The sequence below is a fragment of the aff. Roholtiella sp. LEGE 12411 genome, from assembly GCF_015206995.1.
GTDB lineage: Bacteria > Cyanobacteriota > Cyanobacteriia > Cyanobacteriales > Nostocaceae > Komarekiella.
The window spans coordinates 1-13,426 of sequence record NZ_JADEXR010000158.1 but is presented as its reverse complement, the minus strand read 5'-3'; the positions used below and the strand labels follow the sequence as shown (position 1 = coordinate 13,426).

Annotated in this window: 11 protein-coding genes; 5 read left to right on the top strand and 6 right to left on the bottom strand. The window is 42.8% G+C overall.

The genetic code is table 11. The features are described 5' to 3' along the window. Nucleotides 1-203: 203 nt before the first annotated feature. Nucleotides 204-461, top strand: coding sequence for a low temperature requirement protein A (locus IQ246_RS24405; RefSeq protein ID WP_370588539.1), 258 nt, complete (start codon nucleotides 204-206; stop codon nucleotides 459-461). A gap of 64 nt (nucleotides 462-525) precedes the next feature. Here IQ246_RS24405 and IQ246_RS24400 read toward each other — a convergent pair whose 3' ends face one another. The 3 genes from IQ246_RS24400 to IQ246_RS24390 all read right to left on the bottom strand — a co-directional run bounded on the left by IQ246_RS24400 (nucleotide 526) and on the right by IQ246_RS24390 (nucleotide 4,234). Beyond that, nucleotides 526-1,152, bottom strand: a complete 627-nt coding sequence (locus IQ246_RS24400; protein WP_194005911.1) for a heme-copper oxidase subunit III — start codon at nucleotides 1,150-1,152, stop codon at nucleotides 526-528. Between the two features lie 150 nt (nucleotides 1,153-1,302). Beyond that, nucleotides 1,303-3,039 carry a cytochrome c oxidase subunit I gene (gene ctaD, locus IQ246_RS24395; protein ID WP_194005910.1) on the bottom strand — a complete coding sequence of 579 codons (1,737 nt, stop codon included), beginning with the start codon at nucleotides 3,037-3,039 and terminating at the stop codon, nucleotides 1,303-1,305. A gap of 109 nt (nucleotides 3,040-3,148) precedes the next feature. Beyond that, the gene (locus IQ246_RS24390) at nucleotides 3,149-4,234 is read right to left on the bottom strand and encodes a cytochrome c oxidase subunit II (RefSeq protein ID WP_194005909.1); all 1,086 of its coding nucleotides are present in this window, start codon (nucleotides 4,232-4,234) and stop codon (nucleotides 3,149-3,151) included. A gap of 642 nt (nucleotides 4,235-4,876) precedes the next feature. Here IQ246_RS24390 and IQ246_RS24385 point away from each other — a divergent pair. The 4 genes from IQ246_RS24385 to IQ246_RS24370 all read left to right on the top strand — a co-directional run bounded on the left by IQ246_RS24385 (nucleotide 4,877) and on the right by IQ246_RS24370 (nucleotide 9,418). After that, entirely contained in the window at nucleotides 4,877-5,797 is a 921-nt protein-coding gene (locus tag IQ246_RS24385; protein WP_194005908.1) for a heme A synthase, read from the top strand. Between the two features lie 222 nt (nucleotides 5,798-6,019). Continuing rightward, a complete protein-coding gene (locus IQ246_RS24380; RefSeq protein WP_194005907.1) occupies nucleotides 6,020-6,973 on the top strand; it encodes a heme o synthase in 954 nt (317 codons plus the stop codon). A gap of 261 nt (nucleotides 6,974-7,234) precedes the next feature. Continuing rightward, nucleotides 7,235-8,110: an MBL fold metallo-hydrolase gene (locus tag IQ246_RS24375; protein ID WP_194005906.1), complete on the top strand. Its 876-nt coding sequence runs from the start codon at nucleotides 7,235-7,237 to the stop codon at nucleotides 8,108-8,110. Nucleotides 8,111-8,563: 453 nt separating this feature from the next. Next, nucleotides 8,564-9,418, top strand: a complete 855-nt coding sequence (locus IQ246_RS24370; RefSeq protein ID WP_194005905.1) for a DUF4351 domain-containing protein — start codon at nucleotides 8,564-8,566, stop codon at nucleotides 9,416-9,418. A gap of 54 nt (nucleotides 9,419-9,472) precedes the next feature. Here IQ246_RS24370 and IQ246_RS24365 read toward each other — a convergent pair whose 3' ends face one another. From IQ246_RS24365 to IQ246_RS24355, 3 genes are all read right to left on the bottom strand, one after another. Further along, nucleotides 9,473-11,164 carry a TrkA family potassium uptake protein gene (locus IQ246_RS24365; protein WP_194005904.1) on the bottom strand — a complete coding sequence of 564 codons (1,692 nt, stop codon included), beginning with the start codon at nucleotides 11,162-11,164 and terminating at the stop codon, nucleotides 9,473-9,475. 236 nt (nucleotides 11,165-11,400) lie between these two features. Then, complete coding sequence (locus IQ246_RS24360; protein ID WP_194005903.1) at nucleotides 11,401-12,363, bottom strand: hypothetical protein; 963 nt, start codon at nucleotides 12,361-12,363, stop codon at nucleotides 11,401-11,403. A gap of 77 nt (nucleotides 12,364-12,440) precedes the next feature. Further along, the gene (locus tag IQ246_RS24355; RefSeq protein ID WP_194005902.1) at nucleotides 12,441-13,202 is read right to left on the bottom strand and encodes a class I SAM-dependent methyltransferase; all 762 of its coding nucleotides are present in this window, start codon (nucleotides 13,200-13,202) and stop codon (nucleotides 12,441-12,443) included. Nucleotides 13,203-13,426: the final 224 nt, after the last annotated feature.

The following is a 13,426-nucleotide window of genomic DNA, read 5'->3' as shown; positions in this document are numbered from 1 at the left end:
CTCAAAACCCTTGCACAATCGTTAGCGATCGCTGGGTAAATTCTGAAACTGAGCGATGAAACAAGTATTTTGTAAGCTGTGTGGCTTCTACATTTGCTTGAGAGACTTATTCAGCAAGCCCTAATTAGCGTGTGCTTTCAAATGGCTGATAACGACTCTGTTCGTTACGGTGTAGCTTTTGCGATCGCAGCCTTACTTTGGCTATGTTACCCATTCCTTGGCGATTCGCACTCTGGACACTAGGGATCATCATTGACTTCGCCACACCTTTGACAGCACGTAAGTTTCAACTAGGGTTACTTCCCCACGCCTCCCACTTACCAGAGCGTTTCGGGTTGTTTACTATGATTGTCTTGGGCGAAGCAATTATTGCGGTAGTTAAAGGTGTTACAAAGTTAACAGCGACGCAGAAAGCAACCCTAAAAACGCTTAGAGCACTCGATTACGCAAAAGATAATTAAAAAAGCCCCCAACAGGGGGCTTATTGAGTTATTCGCGTGGAATGAACAACTAAATAATTAATACTTAGAGTAAATACAGCAATCCGAACAGAATAATCCAGATTACGTCAACAAAGTGCCAATATATTTCAGCAGCTTCGATACCAAAGTGCTTTTCGCTACTGTAGTGACCCGTAACGCGCGATCGCCACAATACGGCAACAATCGCCAAAACGCCGATAGTAACATGCAAGCCGTGGAAGCCAGTCAAAACGTAAAATGCACTAGCAAACAAGTTAGTAGTTAGACCAAATTCTAAATGGGTGTACTCATATACCTGTCCCACCAAGAAAATAGCACCCATCGCCGCAGTAATTGCCAACCAAGTTCGCATACCCTGCGTATCATTCTTTTTGATCGCAGTATCGGCATTATGCATGACAAAACTGCTAGCAATCAGATTAACGGTATTAACACCGGGTAACAATAGTTCTAACTCTGGTGTACCTGCTGGGGGCCACACAGGTATAGTAGAACGGAAAGCCAGATAGGCTCCGAACAACCCCATAAAAATCATCCCCTCCGCAATCAAGAAGACAATTAGCCCAAACAAACGATGGTCTGGATGTTCTTCATGATGAGCATCTACCGCTTCCGCTGCGTGGTGATGATTTAGTTCAGTTTTAGCTGGGTCAATAGTTTGACTTTGCATGAATTTTGATAAGTGTAGAGTGGAGGAGTGGAGGAGTAGGGGAGTAGGGGAGTAGGGGAGTAGGGGAGTGTGGGAAGAATAACTATTGGTTATTGACCAATGCCCAATGCCCAATGCCCAATGCCCAATGCCCAATGCCCAATGCCCTATTTACTTGCGATCTTCGGGATTTGCAGCAACCGCTGAGTCGGGTTCTGCTCTTAACACCGAGTTCGGGCCACCAGACAGGACTGGATTGGGATCAGATAAGGGTACACCTTTTTTAGCATTTTCCAAGCCGTAGTCGTAAGGGCCTGTAGCTAAGACTGGGAGTTTGTCAAAATTCTCAATTGCTGGTGGTGAGGTAGTCATCCACTCTAAGGTTAGTGCTCTCCAGGGATTATTACCAGCTTTCTCTCCGTACAACCAACTCCAAATCGCATTGATAATGAAAGGAAATGTGGAAATTGCCAGTATATAAGCACCATAGGTGCAGATTTCGTTGAGAGAGGTAAATTTGGGGTCATATTGGGCAACGCGGCGGTTCATACCCATCATTCCTAACTTGTGCATGGGTAAGAAGGCCATGTTTAGACCAACTATTGTCAAGGCAAAATGCACTTTACCCCAAAATTCGTTCAGCATCCGCCCTGTCATTTTCGGGAACCAGTGGTAGATCGCTGAATAAATGCCGAGAACACTACCACCAAAAAGGACGTAGTGCAAGTGTGCTACTACAAAATATGTGTCGTGAACGTGAATATCAAACGGCACCGCCGCTAACATCACGCCACTGATCCCGCCAATCACAAAAGTGCCAACAAAACCCATTGCAAAGAGCATGGCACTGTTGAGCCGGATTTTTCCACCCCACATAGTTGCTAACCAGCTGAAAATTTTAATTCCGGTGGGAACGGCAATGATCATAGTGGTGATCATAAAGAACATCCGTAACCAACCGGGGATACCGCTGGTAAACATGTGGTGCGCCCAGACGATTAGCCCTAAAAAGCTGATAGCAAGAGAGGAGTAGGCGATCGCTTTATAGCCAAAAATTGGCTTACGGGAATGTATGGGAATCACCTCAGAAATTGCCCCAAAGAAGGGCAAAATCATAATGTAAACCGCTGGGTGAGAATAAAACCAGAACATGTGCTGGTAAACAACCGGATCGCCACCCCCAGTCGGGTTAAAAAATGTTGTTCCCGCCAATAAGTCAAAAGCCAGCAGAATTAAACCTGCTGCTAGTACTGGCGTAGATACCAGAGTCAGTGCCGAGGTAGCAAACATTGCCCAGCAGAACAAAGGCATCTGATGGACTCCCATACCTGGGATACGCATCCTTAGCAACGTCACAAGGAAGTTGATTGCCCCCAGGATTGATGACGTACCTAAAAGGAGGACGCTCATAATCCAAATTCCCTCACCCACTTGACCTGTTACCAGGCTTAGGGGAGGGTAGGAAGTCCAACCTGCATCCGGTGCATCGCCTACCACCAAACTAGCAATCAGCAATAAACCAGCAGGCGGAATCATCCAAAAGGCAACAGCATTGAGACGTGGGAATGCCATGTCCTTGGCCCCAATCATCAGGGGGATCAGAAAGTTAGCAAAACCCGCACCAGCTGGCACAATCCACAAGAAAATCATGATTGTGGCGTGCAGTGTAAATAAGCTGTTGTAAACTTCTGGCGTGACAAAATCTACTTCTGGCGTTCGCAATTCCGTGCGAACTAAGTCAGCTAAAACGCCACCAATACAGTAGAAAATGAACGTTGTTACCAGGTATTGAATTCCAATTACCTTATGGTCGGTATTAAAGCCAAAGTAGTCTTGCCATTTTCTAATCCCTGGCTCCTCGTTAAGAGCAGGGATATTGGCAGTTTCTTGCAACTGAGCTTGTGTCATAGGAGTGAAGAGTCAAGAGTCAAGGGTCAAGAGTCAAGGGTTAAGAGTCAAGGGTCAAGAGTCAAAATTAATTACTCTGGACTTTGGACTTTAAACTTTGGACTCTTGACTACTTATGAATGTGATGTAACATTTCTGGCTTAATTCCCATGCCCTTGGTGTAAGGGGCGAGAAATTCATTTGGGGATAAATTCGCAGGGTTAACTGCAACAGCTTGATTTAGCGTTTCTTTGCTAGCAACTAGCTGCTCTTGCACCCATTTGTCAAACGCTTCTTGTGTCTCAACTACTACTGATGCTCTCATCGCACCGTGGTAAGGGCCACAAAGTTCCGCACAAATCAGGGCATAATCGCCTGCTTTTTTAGGCGTAAAGCGAATCTCACTCTGTCTACCGGGAATCGCATCTTGTTTGAGGCGGAACTCTGGAACCCAGAATGCATGGATGACATCGTTGGCTGTCATATTAATTTGCACCTCTTTCCCAATAGGAACGTGCATTTCACCTGTAGTTATACCAGTTTCTGGATAGGTGAAAATCCAGGCATATTGTAAACCAGTGACGTTGATCCGCAATTCTGGTGGTTGTCCTGCTTGATCAGGACTGCCCCCAATGGTGGGTGAAACAACACCTATACCAGGAGCATTCTGCTTTTGAGGAATTTGGTCAGCATTGCGGACTGCTGCGGTGGCTGGGTCTTGCATTGCCTCATCAGATTTCTCTTGGTTGAGGTTGGGTTCTGTGCTGGGTGGTGTATCGTTCAAAGTTGCGGCGATCGCTGCCCCAGGCATCATTGTCATCGATTCTTGAGACATGGGGGCTTCATGGATCGCATGGGGATCAAAGCCACCGATCTCGTTGTATACATCAAAGCTGTAAACAGAAATGCCGAGCACGATAATTGCTGGGATCGCCGTCCAGAGTATTTCTAGAGGCACATTCCCTTCAACTGGTGGGCCGTCTTCATTGTCACCTGCACGCCGACGATATTTAAATGCGGAGTAAATCAAAATACCTTCGACGAGCAGAAATATACCTGTAGAAACGATCATCATCGTATTGAACAGGCCATCTACCAAGACGGCTTCATCCGTTGCTGCTACTGGCAACAGACCATGATTTTGACCGTACCAAAGGCTGACTAGCGTTAGCACGATGCCAATGAGTAATGTCCAGATGGAACTTGGAATCTTCACGGCTTACTAATTGAATTTACTACGTTATGTTAAAGCTGCTCACTTACTAAGGTAGTCTAGGCTGCCAGGCATGGGGGCAGAAGGTCTGAAATTTTTATTAATTTTTTTAGCTATTTTACTAATTTTGGGTACAAGGGGTTTATTAGATACTGCCAAAAGCAGATGTAAATTCAGTGGAAAAATTCAGGATGATAAAATAATTGTCATTAATCAATTTCTCACAACTTGAAAAAGAACTAAAGCTTACAGCTAAAAGTAGCTAAAGTGATTCAAAGTATAAGTGAAAGCCAATTTATAAACCTTGGCCATACGCTAGGGTAGAGATGGGGAGGACACTTAAGTAGCCAACAGAAGTCTGAGCGGAGGTTTGCTCCAATCATAATTTTGGAGGTTTCCTCGTTGAGGAAGCAGCACTGTGGTAAGGCAGCTGTTTATGAGCAACTGCCAAAAAAGTTTCCCACGCCAGTCCGCTCAACGGGGGGAACTTCCCCAAGTTTAGAGTGGCACTAAAAGCCTGCGAACTGACTTCTGTTGGCAGACGGCTGGCTAGTTTAAGGTGACTGGCGTCAAAGTGTCCGTTCGGTATTGAAAATTGAAAATTTTGAGAGAGCTACTACCAAGAGCGGGCAGAAGGTATCCTTCATGAGCGAATTTGTCCTACAACAACAAAATGAAGCCGCAGCTGAGCAGCAAAAGCCCAAGGAACTGATTCGTCGCTTGGTGTGGAAAATATGCATAGCCACCTTGATTTTGATGGCAATAGGCAGTGCCACCCGCGTGATGAATGCTGGTCTTGCTTGCCCAGACTGGCCCTTATGCTATGGCGAACTGGTACCAGCCAAGCAAATGAATCTCCAAGTGTTCTTGGAGTGGTTTCACAGATTGGATGCAGCTTTGATTGGTATAAGCGCGATCGCACTCTGTGGTTTATCCTGGTGGCATCGTCGTTTTTTACCCGTCTGGCTACCTTGGGCATCAACATTTGCCCTGTTTTTAATCGCCTTCCAAGGCATTTTAGGTGGACTCACCGTTACCGAACTGTTGCGGTTTGATATTGTTACCGCCCACTTGGGAACGGCGCTGTTATTTTTCACTACCCTATTGATCATTGGCACGGCACTCACACCATACCAGGGCACTGGAACTGCTGGTAAATTGCCTTGGGTGGGCTTAACTGCCGTGGTTTTTGTTTACCTGCAAAGTCTACTAGGTGCTTTGGTAGGTTCTCGCTGGGCACTACATCAATGCTTTGGCAGTTCTCAACTTTGTACTGTGATGTATAGCCATATTGCTGGTTTAGTGCCGCCAACGCTGGTAATCTTGGCAATGGTATTTATCTGTTGGCGTACACCGGCACTACATCCAACTTTGCGGCGACTGGCAAATATGGCTGCTGGGTTGTTGAGCTTACAAATTTTGTTGGGAGTTGCCACTTTCCGATTACATCTACAAGTCGAGCCTCTCACCGTCTCTCATCAAGCTGTAGGAGCAGCGTTGTTGGGTAGTTTGGTGGCTTTCACAGTTCTAGCACTGCGCGACTCAGTTAGTGCTGAGTCACGTTAGCGGTAGCGGGGCATTTAGCCCGTGCTGAGTGCTGAGTAGGGAGTGGGGAAGTTGCAGTAAGTCTTTCCCCTCTTAACTCAGAACTCAGCACTAATGAAAGCCGCAACGGCGAGTATTGCGACCCACGCAGATGCGGAAAATCTATGTTTTCGTTCGACTCAAAGAGCCAGCTTGAGCGGGGGCTGCATATAAGTTGTTGAAAAATAAGGAACTAGAGCCAACATGATTGAGACTAATGTCTCTCGCCACCACGAAACTTTTCTACAAGTGATTCAAAGCTATTACCAGTTAACAAAACCTCGGATTATCCCGTTGCTTTTGATTACCACAGCTGGGAGTATGTGGATTGCTGCTAAGGGAGAAGTAGATCCATTGCTGTTGCTAGTAACCTTGACTGGTGGCACTTTGGCTGCTGCAAGCGCCCAGACGATTAATTGTATCTATGACCGGGATATTGATTATGAAATGGAGCGGACGCGCCATCGTCCTCTGCCTTCCGGTAAGGTACAGCCACGTGATGCTTTGATTTTTGCGATCGCACTGGCTGCGATTTCCTTCACACTACTAACAGTGTTCGCCAACCTCCTAGCTGCACTGCTAGCCTTCTCTGGTATCGTCTTTTACATTTTGGTCTATACCCACTGGCTCAAACGCCATAGCACCCAAAATATCGTCGTTGGTGGAGCAGCTGGAGCAATTCCCGCATTAGTCGGATGGGCTGCTGTCACAGGCACTTTAAGCTGGTCAGCATGGTTAATTTTTGCGATTGTCTTTTTATGGACACCCCCCCATTTTTGGGCGTTAGCTTTGATGATCCGGGACGACTACGCAAAAGTTGGGATACCAATGCTACCAGTGGTTGTGGGGGATACGGCAACAGTACGACAAATTTGGTATTACACTCTGGTTACAGTAGTGGCAACGCTGTTGTTAGTTTATCCTTTGGGGGCGAGTGGAATTCTTTATGCTGCGATCGCCGTAAGTCTGGGAGGATTATTTATCCACAAATCTTGGCGGTTGTTACAAAACCCAGAAGATCGCACTGTAGCTAAAGAGTTGTTTCTCTATTCCATTTCCTACATGATGCTGTTGTGTTTGGGTATGGTAGTAGATAGTCTGCCTATTACCCATCATCTGATTAGTGGGGTGATTAATCAGCTGCATTTTATTGGTTAGAAATGTACAATCTAGCGATCGCGTTGCCAACTTTTGAGAGCGCGATCGCATTTTAAAAGATCCAAAATTCCAAAATTTATTTATCTTCTTTAGAAGACCTTAACTGTAGCTGACTACAATAGCTAAACATCAACTTTACTCCTCCCTCCAGCTTGACATAATTTGTATCTAGCGAAGTCCATAGTCTGAAGTTACTTTTGCTAGCGTAGTGATATGGAGTTTATCACTTTCCAGTCAGCGGCTGGAAACCAGAGGTTTAATATGGCTCATTTAAATCTGCGTCACACCCAAAATGTCAACGGCGATTTTTATGTAGATACTACCTGTATTGATTGTGATACCTGTCGCTGGATGACTTCTGGAGTATTTTCTCGCGTTGATCAACAGTCAGTAGTTTACCATCAACCACAAAACGAAGCAGAAAGATTAGCAGCCCTGGAAGCACTGTTATCTTGTCCCACTAGTTCCATTGGTACAGTTGAAAAGCCGCAAGATATCAAAATTGCTCAGCAGAGTTTTCCGATATTAGTAAACGAAAATATTTACCACTGCGGCTATCATTCTGAAAAATCCTATGGTGCTGCTAGCTATTTAATTCAACTTCCAGAAGGTAATATATTGGTGGATTCTCCTCGATTCACGCCGCCTTTGGTCAAGCGTTTAGAAGAAATGGGTGAAATCCGTTATATGTACCTGACTCATCGGGATGATGTAGCAGATCATCAAAAGTTTGCTGAGCATTTTCACTGCGATCGCATTCTCCACACTGATGAGATTTCTACTGGTACTCGCAATGTGGAAATACAGTTAACTGGTTCTGAACCATTTGCCCTGACTCCAGATTTATTAATTATTCCAGTTCCCGGTCACACCAAAGGACACACCGTTCTACTTTACAAAAACAAGTTTCTCTTCACTGGCGACCATCTCGCTTGGTCAGAAAGCTTACACCAGTTGGTTGCATTCCACGATGTCTGCTGGTATTCTTGGTCACAACAGATTAAATCAATGCATCAATTGGCTAATTACTCTTTTGAGTGGGTACTACCTGGTCATGGACGGAGGTTTCATGCTGATGCTGATACCATGCACCAGCAAATGCAAAGGTGTATTCAGTGGATGGAATCTTTAGAGTAAATTACTGCTGTTGGAAATTGCTGAATCTGAGTGTACTGTTAAAGTTTAGATAAAACTTTGCGATCGCACTTCATCATTCAAGCTGAAAACTCAGAACTTCAACATTAGAACTCCTTCATTCAAGCTGAAAACTCAAAGCTCCAAGATTAGAACTCCATCGTTCAAGCTGAAAACTCAAAGCTCCAAGATTAGAACTCCTTCATTCAAGCTGAAAACTCAAAGCTTCAAGATTAGAACTCCATCGTTTAAGCTCAGAACTCAAATTGAGGTAATTTTAAGTTAAATTACTGTGATTATTTAATTTACTAAGTGCTAATTAAGGAACTTTTTTTAGCACTGACCACGCAAATTATTTTAGTACTGGCGATTTCTAACGACAACCCATTTTGCGTATACGTCATAGTAGACATACAATCCCTAAAATTGTATAGTCCATCCTATTTTTTCATCCTCTTGGCTTACGACAACATCTGTCGCTATCTAGCGGTCGAGTATCCAGCCGCGTTTGTAAATTGGCTACTTGATGGCGATATCACGGCAATTCAGCCATTACCCACTGAACTTAACCTTGAACCTATTCGCTCTGATGCCCTTTACTTGCTGCCAGAATGTAACCAGATTCTCCACTTAGAATTTCAGACTGTACCTGCTTCCAAACCAACTCTACCCTTGCGGATGTTGGATTATTGGGTCAGGCTTTACCGTAAGTATAATTGTCCCATTGAACAGGTGGTTATTTTCTTGAAGGAAACCACATCTGAGGCAGTTTACATTAACCAATTTGCTGTAGATAAAACTTTCCACTCTTACCGTGTTGTGCGAATCTGGGAACAAGACCCATCTCTGTTATTAACAAATCCGGGACTACTACCTTTAGCAGTTCTAGCTCATACAGACTCTCCCGCAGGCTTATTAGAGCAAGTAGCTGCAAAAGTCGATATGATCAAAGAACCAGACAAACAACGAAACATTTCTGCATGTGTGGAAGTGTTGGCAAGGCTGAAATTTGAAGAGGATTTAGTTCGACAATTTCTCAGAGAGGAACTTATGCGGGAATCACCCCTATATCAAGAAATTCTGCAAGAAGGTGTGCAGCAAGGTATTCAGCAAGGTATTCAACAAGGTATTCAACAAGGAGAGGTGACACTAGCTCTACGCCTACTCACGCGCCGACTGGGTACAGTTTCTCCAGAGTTGCAAGCACAGGTTCAACAGCTTTCTAGTGTCCAGCTAGAAGCTCTTGGTGAAGCTCTGTTAGATTTCTCAACGACAGAGGATTTAATAGCTTGGTTGCAAGTGCATCAATAAGGGGAGTGGGGGAGAGAATAATTAATGACCCTTGACTATTGACCATTGAAATAATCAACTCATCATGATCTGCGATCGCTCGTCACGCCACAATTTATATAACCGATTTGCTGGCATAGTCATATATAAAATATCCCCAGCGCTGAGGTTGGTTTCTAGTAAATCCCACCCGTGAAGGGTTTGGTAATTCGTTTCTAAGTACAAAGGAACAAAATCAGCAGACATTGCTACATCTTTTACACGCTGACCAAATAAGGGGTGTAGTGGTGTAATCACCGTAGCAAAAGCCACCCAAAGACTATCAGCTGTGATGCCATTACCAAGGATTCGTCCTCCAAGTGCAGCCGCAGCAAAAGCTGGGGCGGCTAGTTCCGCAGGACTCAGTACGGCCTCGAAATCAAATACTTGTTGCGCCATACCAGCAAAATCGGGATCAGCATAATGGACAATCACCGGAATGTTAGGTGTTAGCCCTTTTGCTTTGAGGGCAATTTCTAGATTAATGGCATCATTGCTGGTAACAGCAAGCACTGCCGCGGCAGAATCTATATTACTGGCTTTGAGTGTTGCGCGAAAACTGGCATCACCCTGAATTACGGGAATACCCAGTCCTCTAGCAGTGTTGACATATCTGTTATTGCAGTCAGTTTCAATCACTACAACATCATTCCCGCTAGCGTGGAGTTGCTGGACGATTCTCAGACCAATACCACTTAAGCCACAGACAATATAATGATTTTGCTGGGGAATGCGAGCAGCATCCCAAAACTGCTTAAAGCGGCTTCCTAGGACAAAATCGGTGAGCATTGCGTACCAAATACCAATCACCACTGCCCCAACTAGCATCATGACAACGGTAAATAGTTTAATACTGTCGGGAGCTTTTTCTACAACTTTGTCATTACCACCTGCTCCGGTAATCATGCCTACAGAAAAATATAGAGCATCCACAACAGACAACTTCAACTCAGCAGACATGTAGGTGAGTGTGGCTACCATAATAACCGCGAGTAAAACAATAGCACCAACTAGTACTGAGCGCCCGTGTTGTTGAAACTGCCTAAAATTGCTTAAGACTTTCAGCAGTTTTCTAATCATTGATCTGCGCTTAGAACGGACGTAAGGTTGAGTACCAATGATTAAGCGATCGCCTACTTTTATCTGTTGTCCCGATAGCACCGCAGATACCAAATTCATCTCACCTTCCATCGGTAAGTAATAAATTAGCATCCGCGATCGATCTTCCCACAAATCACTTAGCTTTCGGCCTTTCCACGGATGGTTTTCATCAATGTATTCTTCATGAATCGGCCAAGTCTGCTTAAATAATTTGATTTGTCCTATCGCTTGGTTTCCTAATGCTGCAAAAGTAAATACAGGTGCTGCCAAACCCACAACACTCATACTCAAATGATTAGGCAAAGTATAATCCAGGCGCTCCCCCAAATTTGTATTGTAAAAGCGGTTGATAATCCGAATTTGAGGATTCAGCACCCGCGCCTGCATCATAATTGACAAATTTAGAGCATCATCAGGCCCAGCAATCACTAAAGTCTGTGTCTGCTCAATTCCCGCTGCTTTCAGGGTAGCAGCTGCTTGTAATTCACCGACAATCACATCTTTTGTGTCTTCGCCAAGAATGGGTTTGTGATGAATACCAACGACAAACGCTCCTTGCTGTCTCAGCAAACGAAAGATTTTATATCCAGTACGTCCTAAGCCACAAACAATAATTCGAGGTTTCATGAAACAGCAGCATTGTTTACTGAAAGGGCTGCATTTCTAGTTATTTATCAATATTGTTGCTTACTTCGCTTGAATATAACTGTAGCTGAAAACACGATAATCTTAAATGAGATGACACTTTGGCAAAATTCTTAAACCCAATGTTATGATTTATCGCTAAATCCATACCACATAAGTAGTATATATTCTCAAAGAAAATGGCTTTGGTAATTTACACTACTTTAATTATGATATTGCTAAGGAGAACTTTGTTGATTTCTGAAATTATCAATTTGCTGTTGAGTAATGAAATTAAATTCTGAAGTTTTTCTATTCTCTAAGGTATCTAACCTTTGAAAAAGTTTCTTCACCGCACTCCAAATAGGATCTCTACTATCTTCAAAAGCCAGCATAATTAATTTATTTTCACGATGATAATGAAGAAGTACTTCATCATCATGCAGAGCGCAATCATCTACTCTGATATCCCGGCTCAGCCTAGTTAAATTGTAGAAATAATCATCGCTAATCCAGTAAGATGGGATGTCTCTACCTGTCTTATCCCAAAATGCTTTCATAATATCGGGATTTGTCAGCTCTTTTTGTTCATCTTTAGTAAGAATAATTATTCTTTTTTTATCGATATGAGAATCTGAATTTCTTAAGGACGAAAAGTAAAATTCTCCCTCGCTATCAATAGGGTTAAAACCTAACTTGCTAATTTGTCCTTGGTGAATTGCACACCAGCTTCTAGATGACGCCCTAATACCCAAGGTTAGTATTTCGTAGAAGTCATCTTCAGAAGCTCTTGGTATATAGCAAGGATGTCCTACCGCTTTTTCAATGAAGCTTTCTACTAAATATCTGTGAGTTTTACTCGCAATCAGCAATCCCCTGACAGTAGCATAATGATTTAAGCTAGATTTTGCTGCATCAACAAAATCATAAATTTGTTCAAGATGTTTTTCATTCTTATCAAGGATTTTAGTTAATCCCCTAACCTCTTGTTTATATTCTATTAGCGTTTCTTGATAAGTTTGAATAAAAGCAAAAAGCAATCCAGCAATTAAACCTGGAGGGATTGAGATAATCGCAGGTAAGATAATTTTGTGTAGCTGTTCTGAGGGTGCTATTGATGCTGTACTACTTAACGTTAAAATAAAAGAAAACAATGCACCAATAAAAGCAAAAGCGATGTTTCTTTTTAAGGAACTATCCATTCTTTTATCCTTTGAGATTCTTCAGCTAAATTCTGATTAAAAAATTTTCTCATATATTAAATTAGTATGTGTATTTTTCACAAACAGCATACTTTAAAAACATAGTTACCACCGGTTCTACCCAATTGAGATTCATCTTTAGGCCAAACACGCTTTTGTGTCACAATCTGAAGTCTAGCTTTAGCTAAATCTCTTAGTAGCAGCGATAGAGAAACCTTATATTCATAGTCTCCATCATAACCATACTGGGCCACTCTTTTGATTAGATTCGCGACATAATCAGGAAGGTGAGGATTTTTTTGTTTTGCAGTATTCAAAACTTCAGAATAAAACTGTTTAACAGCATAAGCATATTCTTTAGTATTACCTTCTTCATATTCGGGTAAAACATTTTCTGCAATGATTGCATAGCCAGAATTATCAAGGAGGTAGTGTACACGATTTAAGAATTCAACTTTTCTTTCATGTTCGATATGATGATAGGCTGATGCCAACATGATCACATCCCATTTCTCACGTGGGAGTTTAACTGATATGGCATCGCCAAGGATAAAAGTTGGTTTCAACCTATATTGTTCGTATTTTATTTTGGCAAAGTCTAGGTATGGTTGGCAGATATCAACGCCTACAGCACATAAGATATTTGGATGATTAATAATATGTTCTAAAGAAAGTCCAGTACCACAACACAAATCGAGTACAGCGGCATTATGGATATTCTCAAGTGATTTTACCGCCATTTCGCCAGCAACCTCAAGCATGAGCATTTCGTCTGGACGAGAGCGTTCTTCAATTTCGTAAGCTTCAGGATCATTTTTATAGTCAGGAAGAGATGTCATATAATACCTCCTACTGTTTAGTATACTTAAAGACTATTTTGAAGTAGACAAAAATACTAGACTTATTACAAAATAACTAATTTAGCGTAAATACTCTTAAACCACGTCTATCTTGAAACCCGTAGTTTTTCCTCATCTTCTTCAAGGTGATTTTTCACCCACAAGCGATCGCAAATTTCAAAAGGACGGGAATTAATATCTTGTTCAAAGAAATGAACCCGTTC

Excerpts from the sequence above, each read along its gene's own strand:
- IQ246_RS24365 (WP_194005904.1), bottom strand. The coding sequence starts at position 11,164 with ATGAAACCTCGAATTATTGTTTGTGGCTTAGGACGTACTGGATATAAA.
- IQ246_RS24405 (WP_370588539.1), top strand. The coding sequence starts at position 204 with ATGTTACCCATTCCTTGGCGATTCGCACTCTGGACACTAGGGATCATC.
- IQ246_RS24380 (WP_194005907.1), top strand. The coding sequence starts at position 6,020 with ATGATTGAGACTAATGTCTCTCGCCACCACGAAACTTTTCTACAAGTG.
- IQ246_RS24360 (WP_194005903.1), bottom strand. The coding sequence starts at position 12,363 with ATGGATAGTTCCTTAAAAAGAAACATCGCTTTTGCTTTTATTGGTGCA.
- IQ246_RS24400 (WP_194005911.1), bottom strand. The coding sequence starts at position 1,152 with ATGCAAAGTCAAACTATTGACCCAGCTAAAACTGAACTAAATCATCAC.
- IQ246_RS24385 (WP_194005908.1), top strand. The coding sequence starts at position 4,877 with ATGAGCGAATTTGTCCTACAACAACAAAATGAAGCCGCAGCTGAGCAG.
- ctaD (WP_194005910.1), bottom strand. The coding sequence starts at position 3,039 with ATGACACAAGCTCAGTTGCAAGAAACTGCCAATATCCCTGCTCTTAAC.
- IQ246_RS24375 (WP_194005906.1), top strand. The coding sequence starts at position 7,235 with ATGGCTCATTTAAATCTGCGTCACACCCAAAATGTCAACGGCGATTTT.
- IQ246_RS24355 (WP_194005902.1), bottom strand. The coding sequence starts at position 13,202 with ATGACATCTCTTCCTGACTATAAAAATGATCCTGAAGCTTACGAAATT.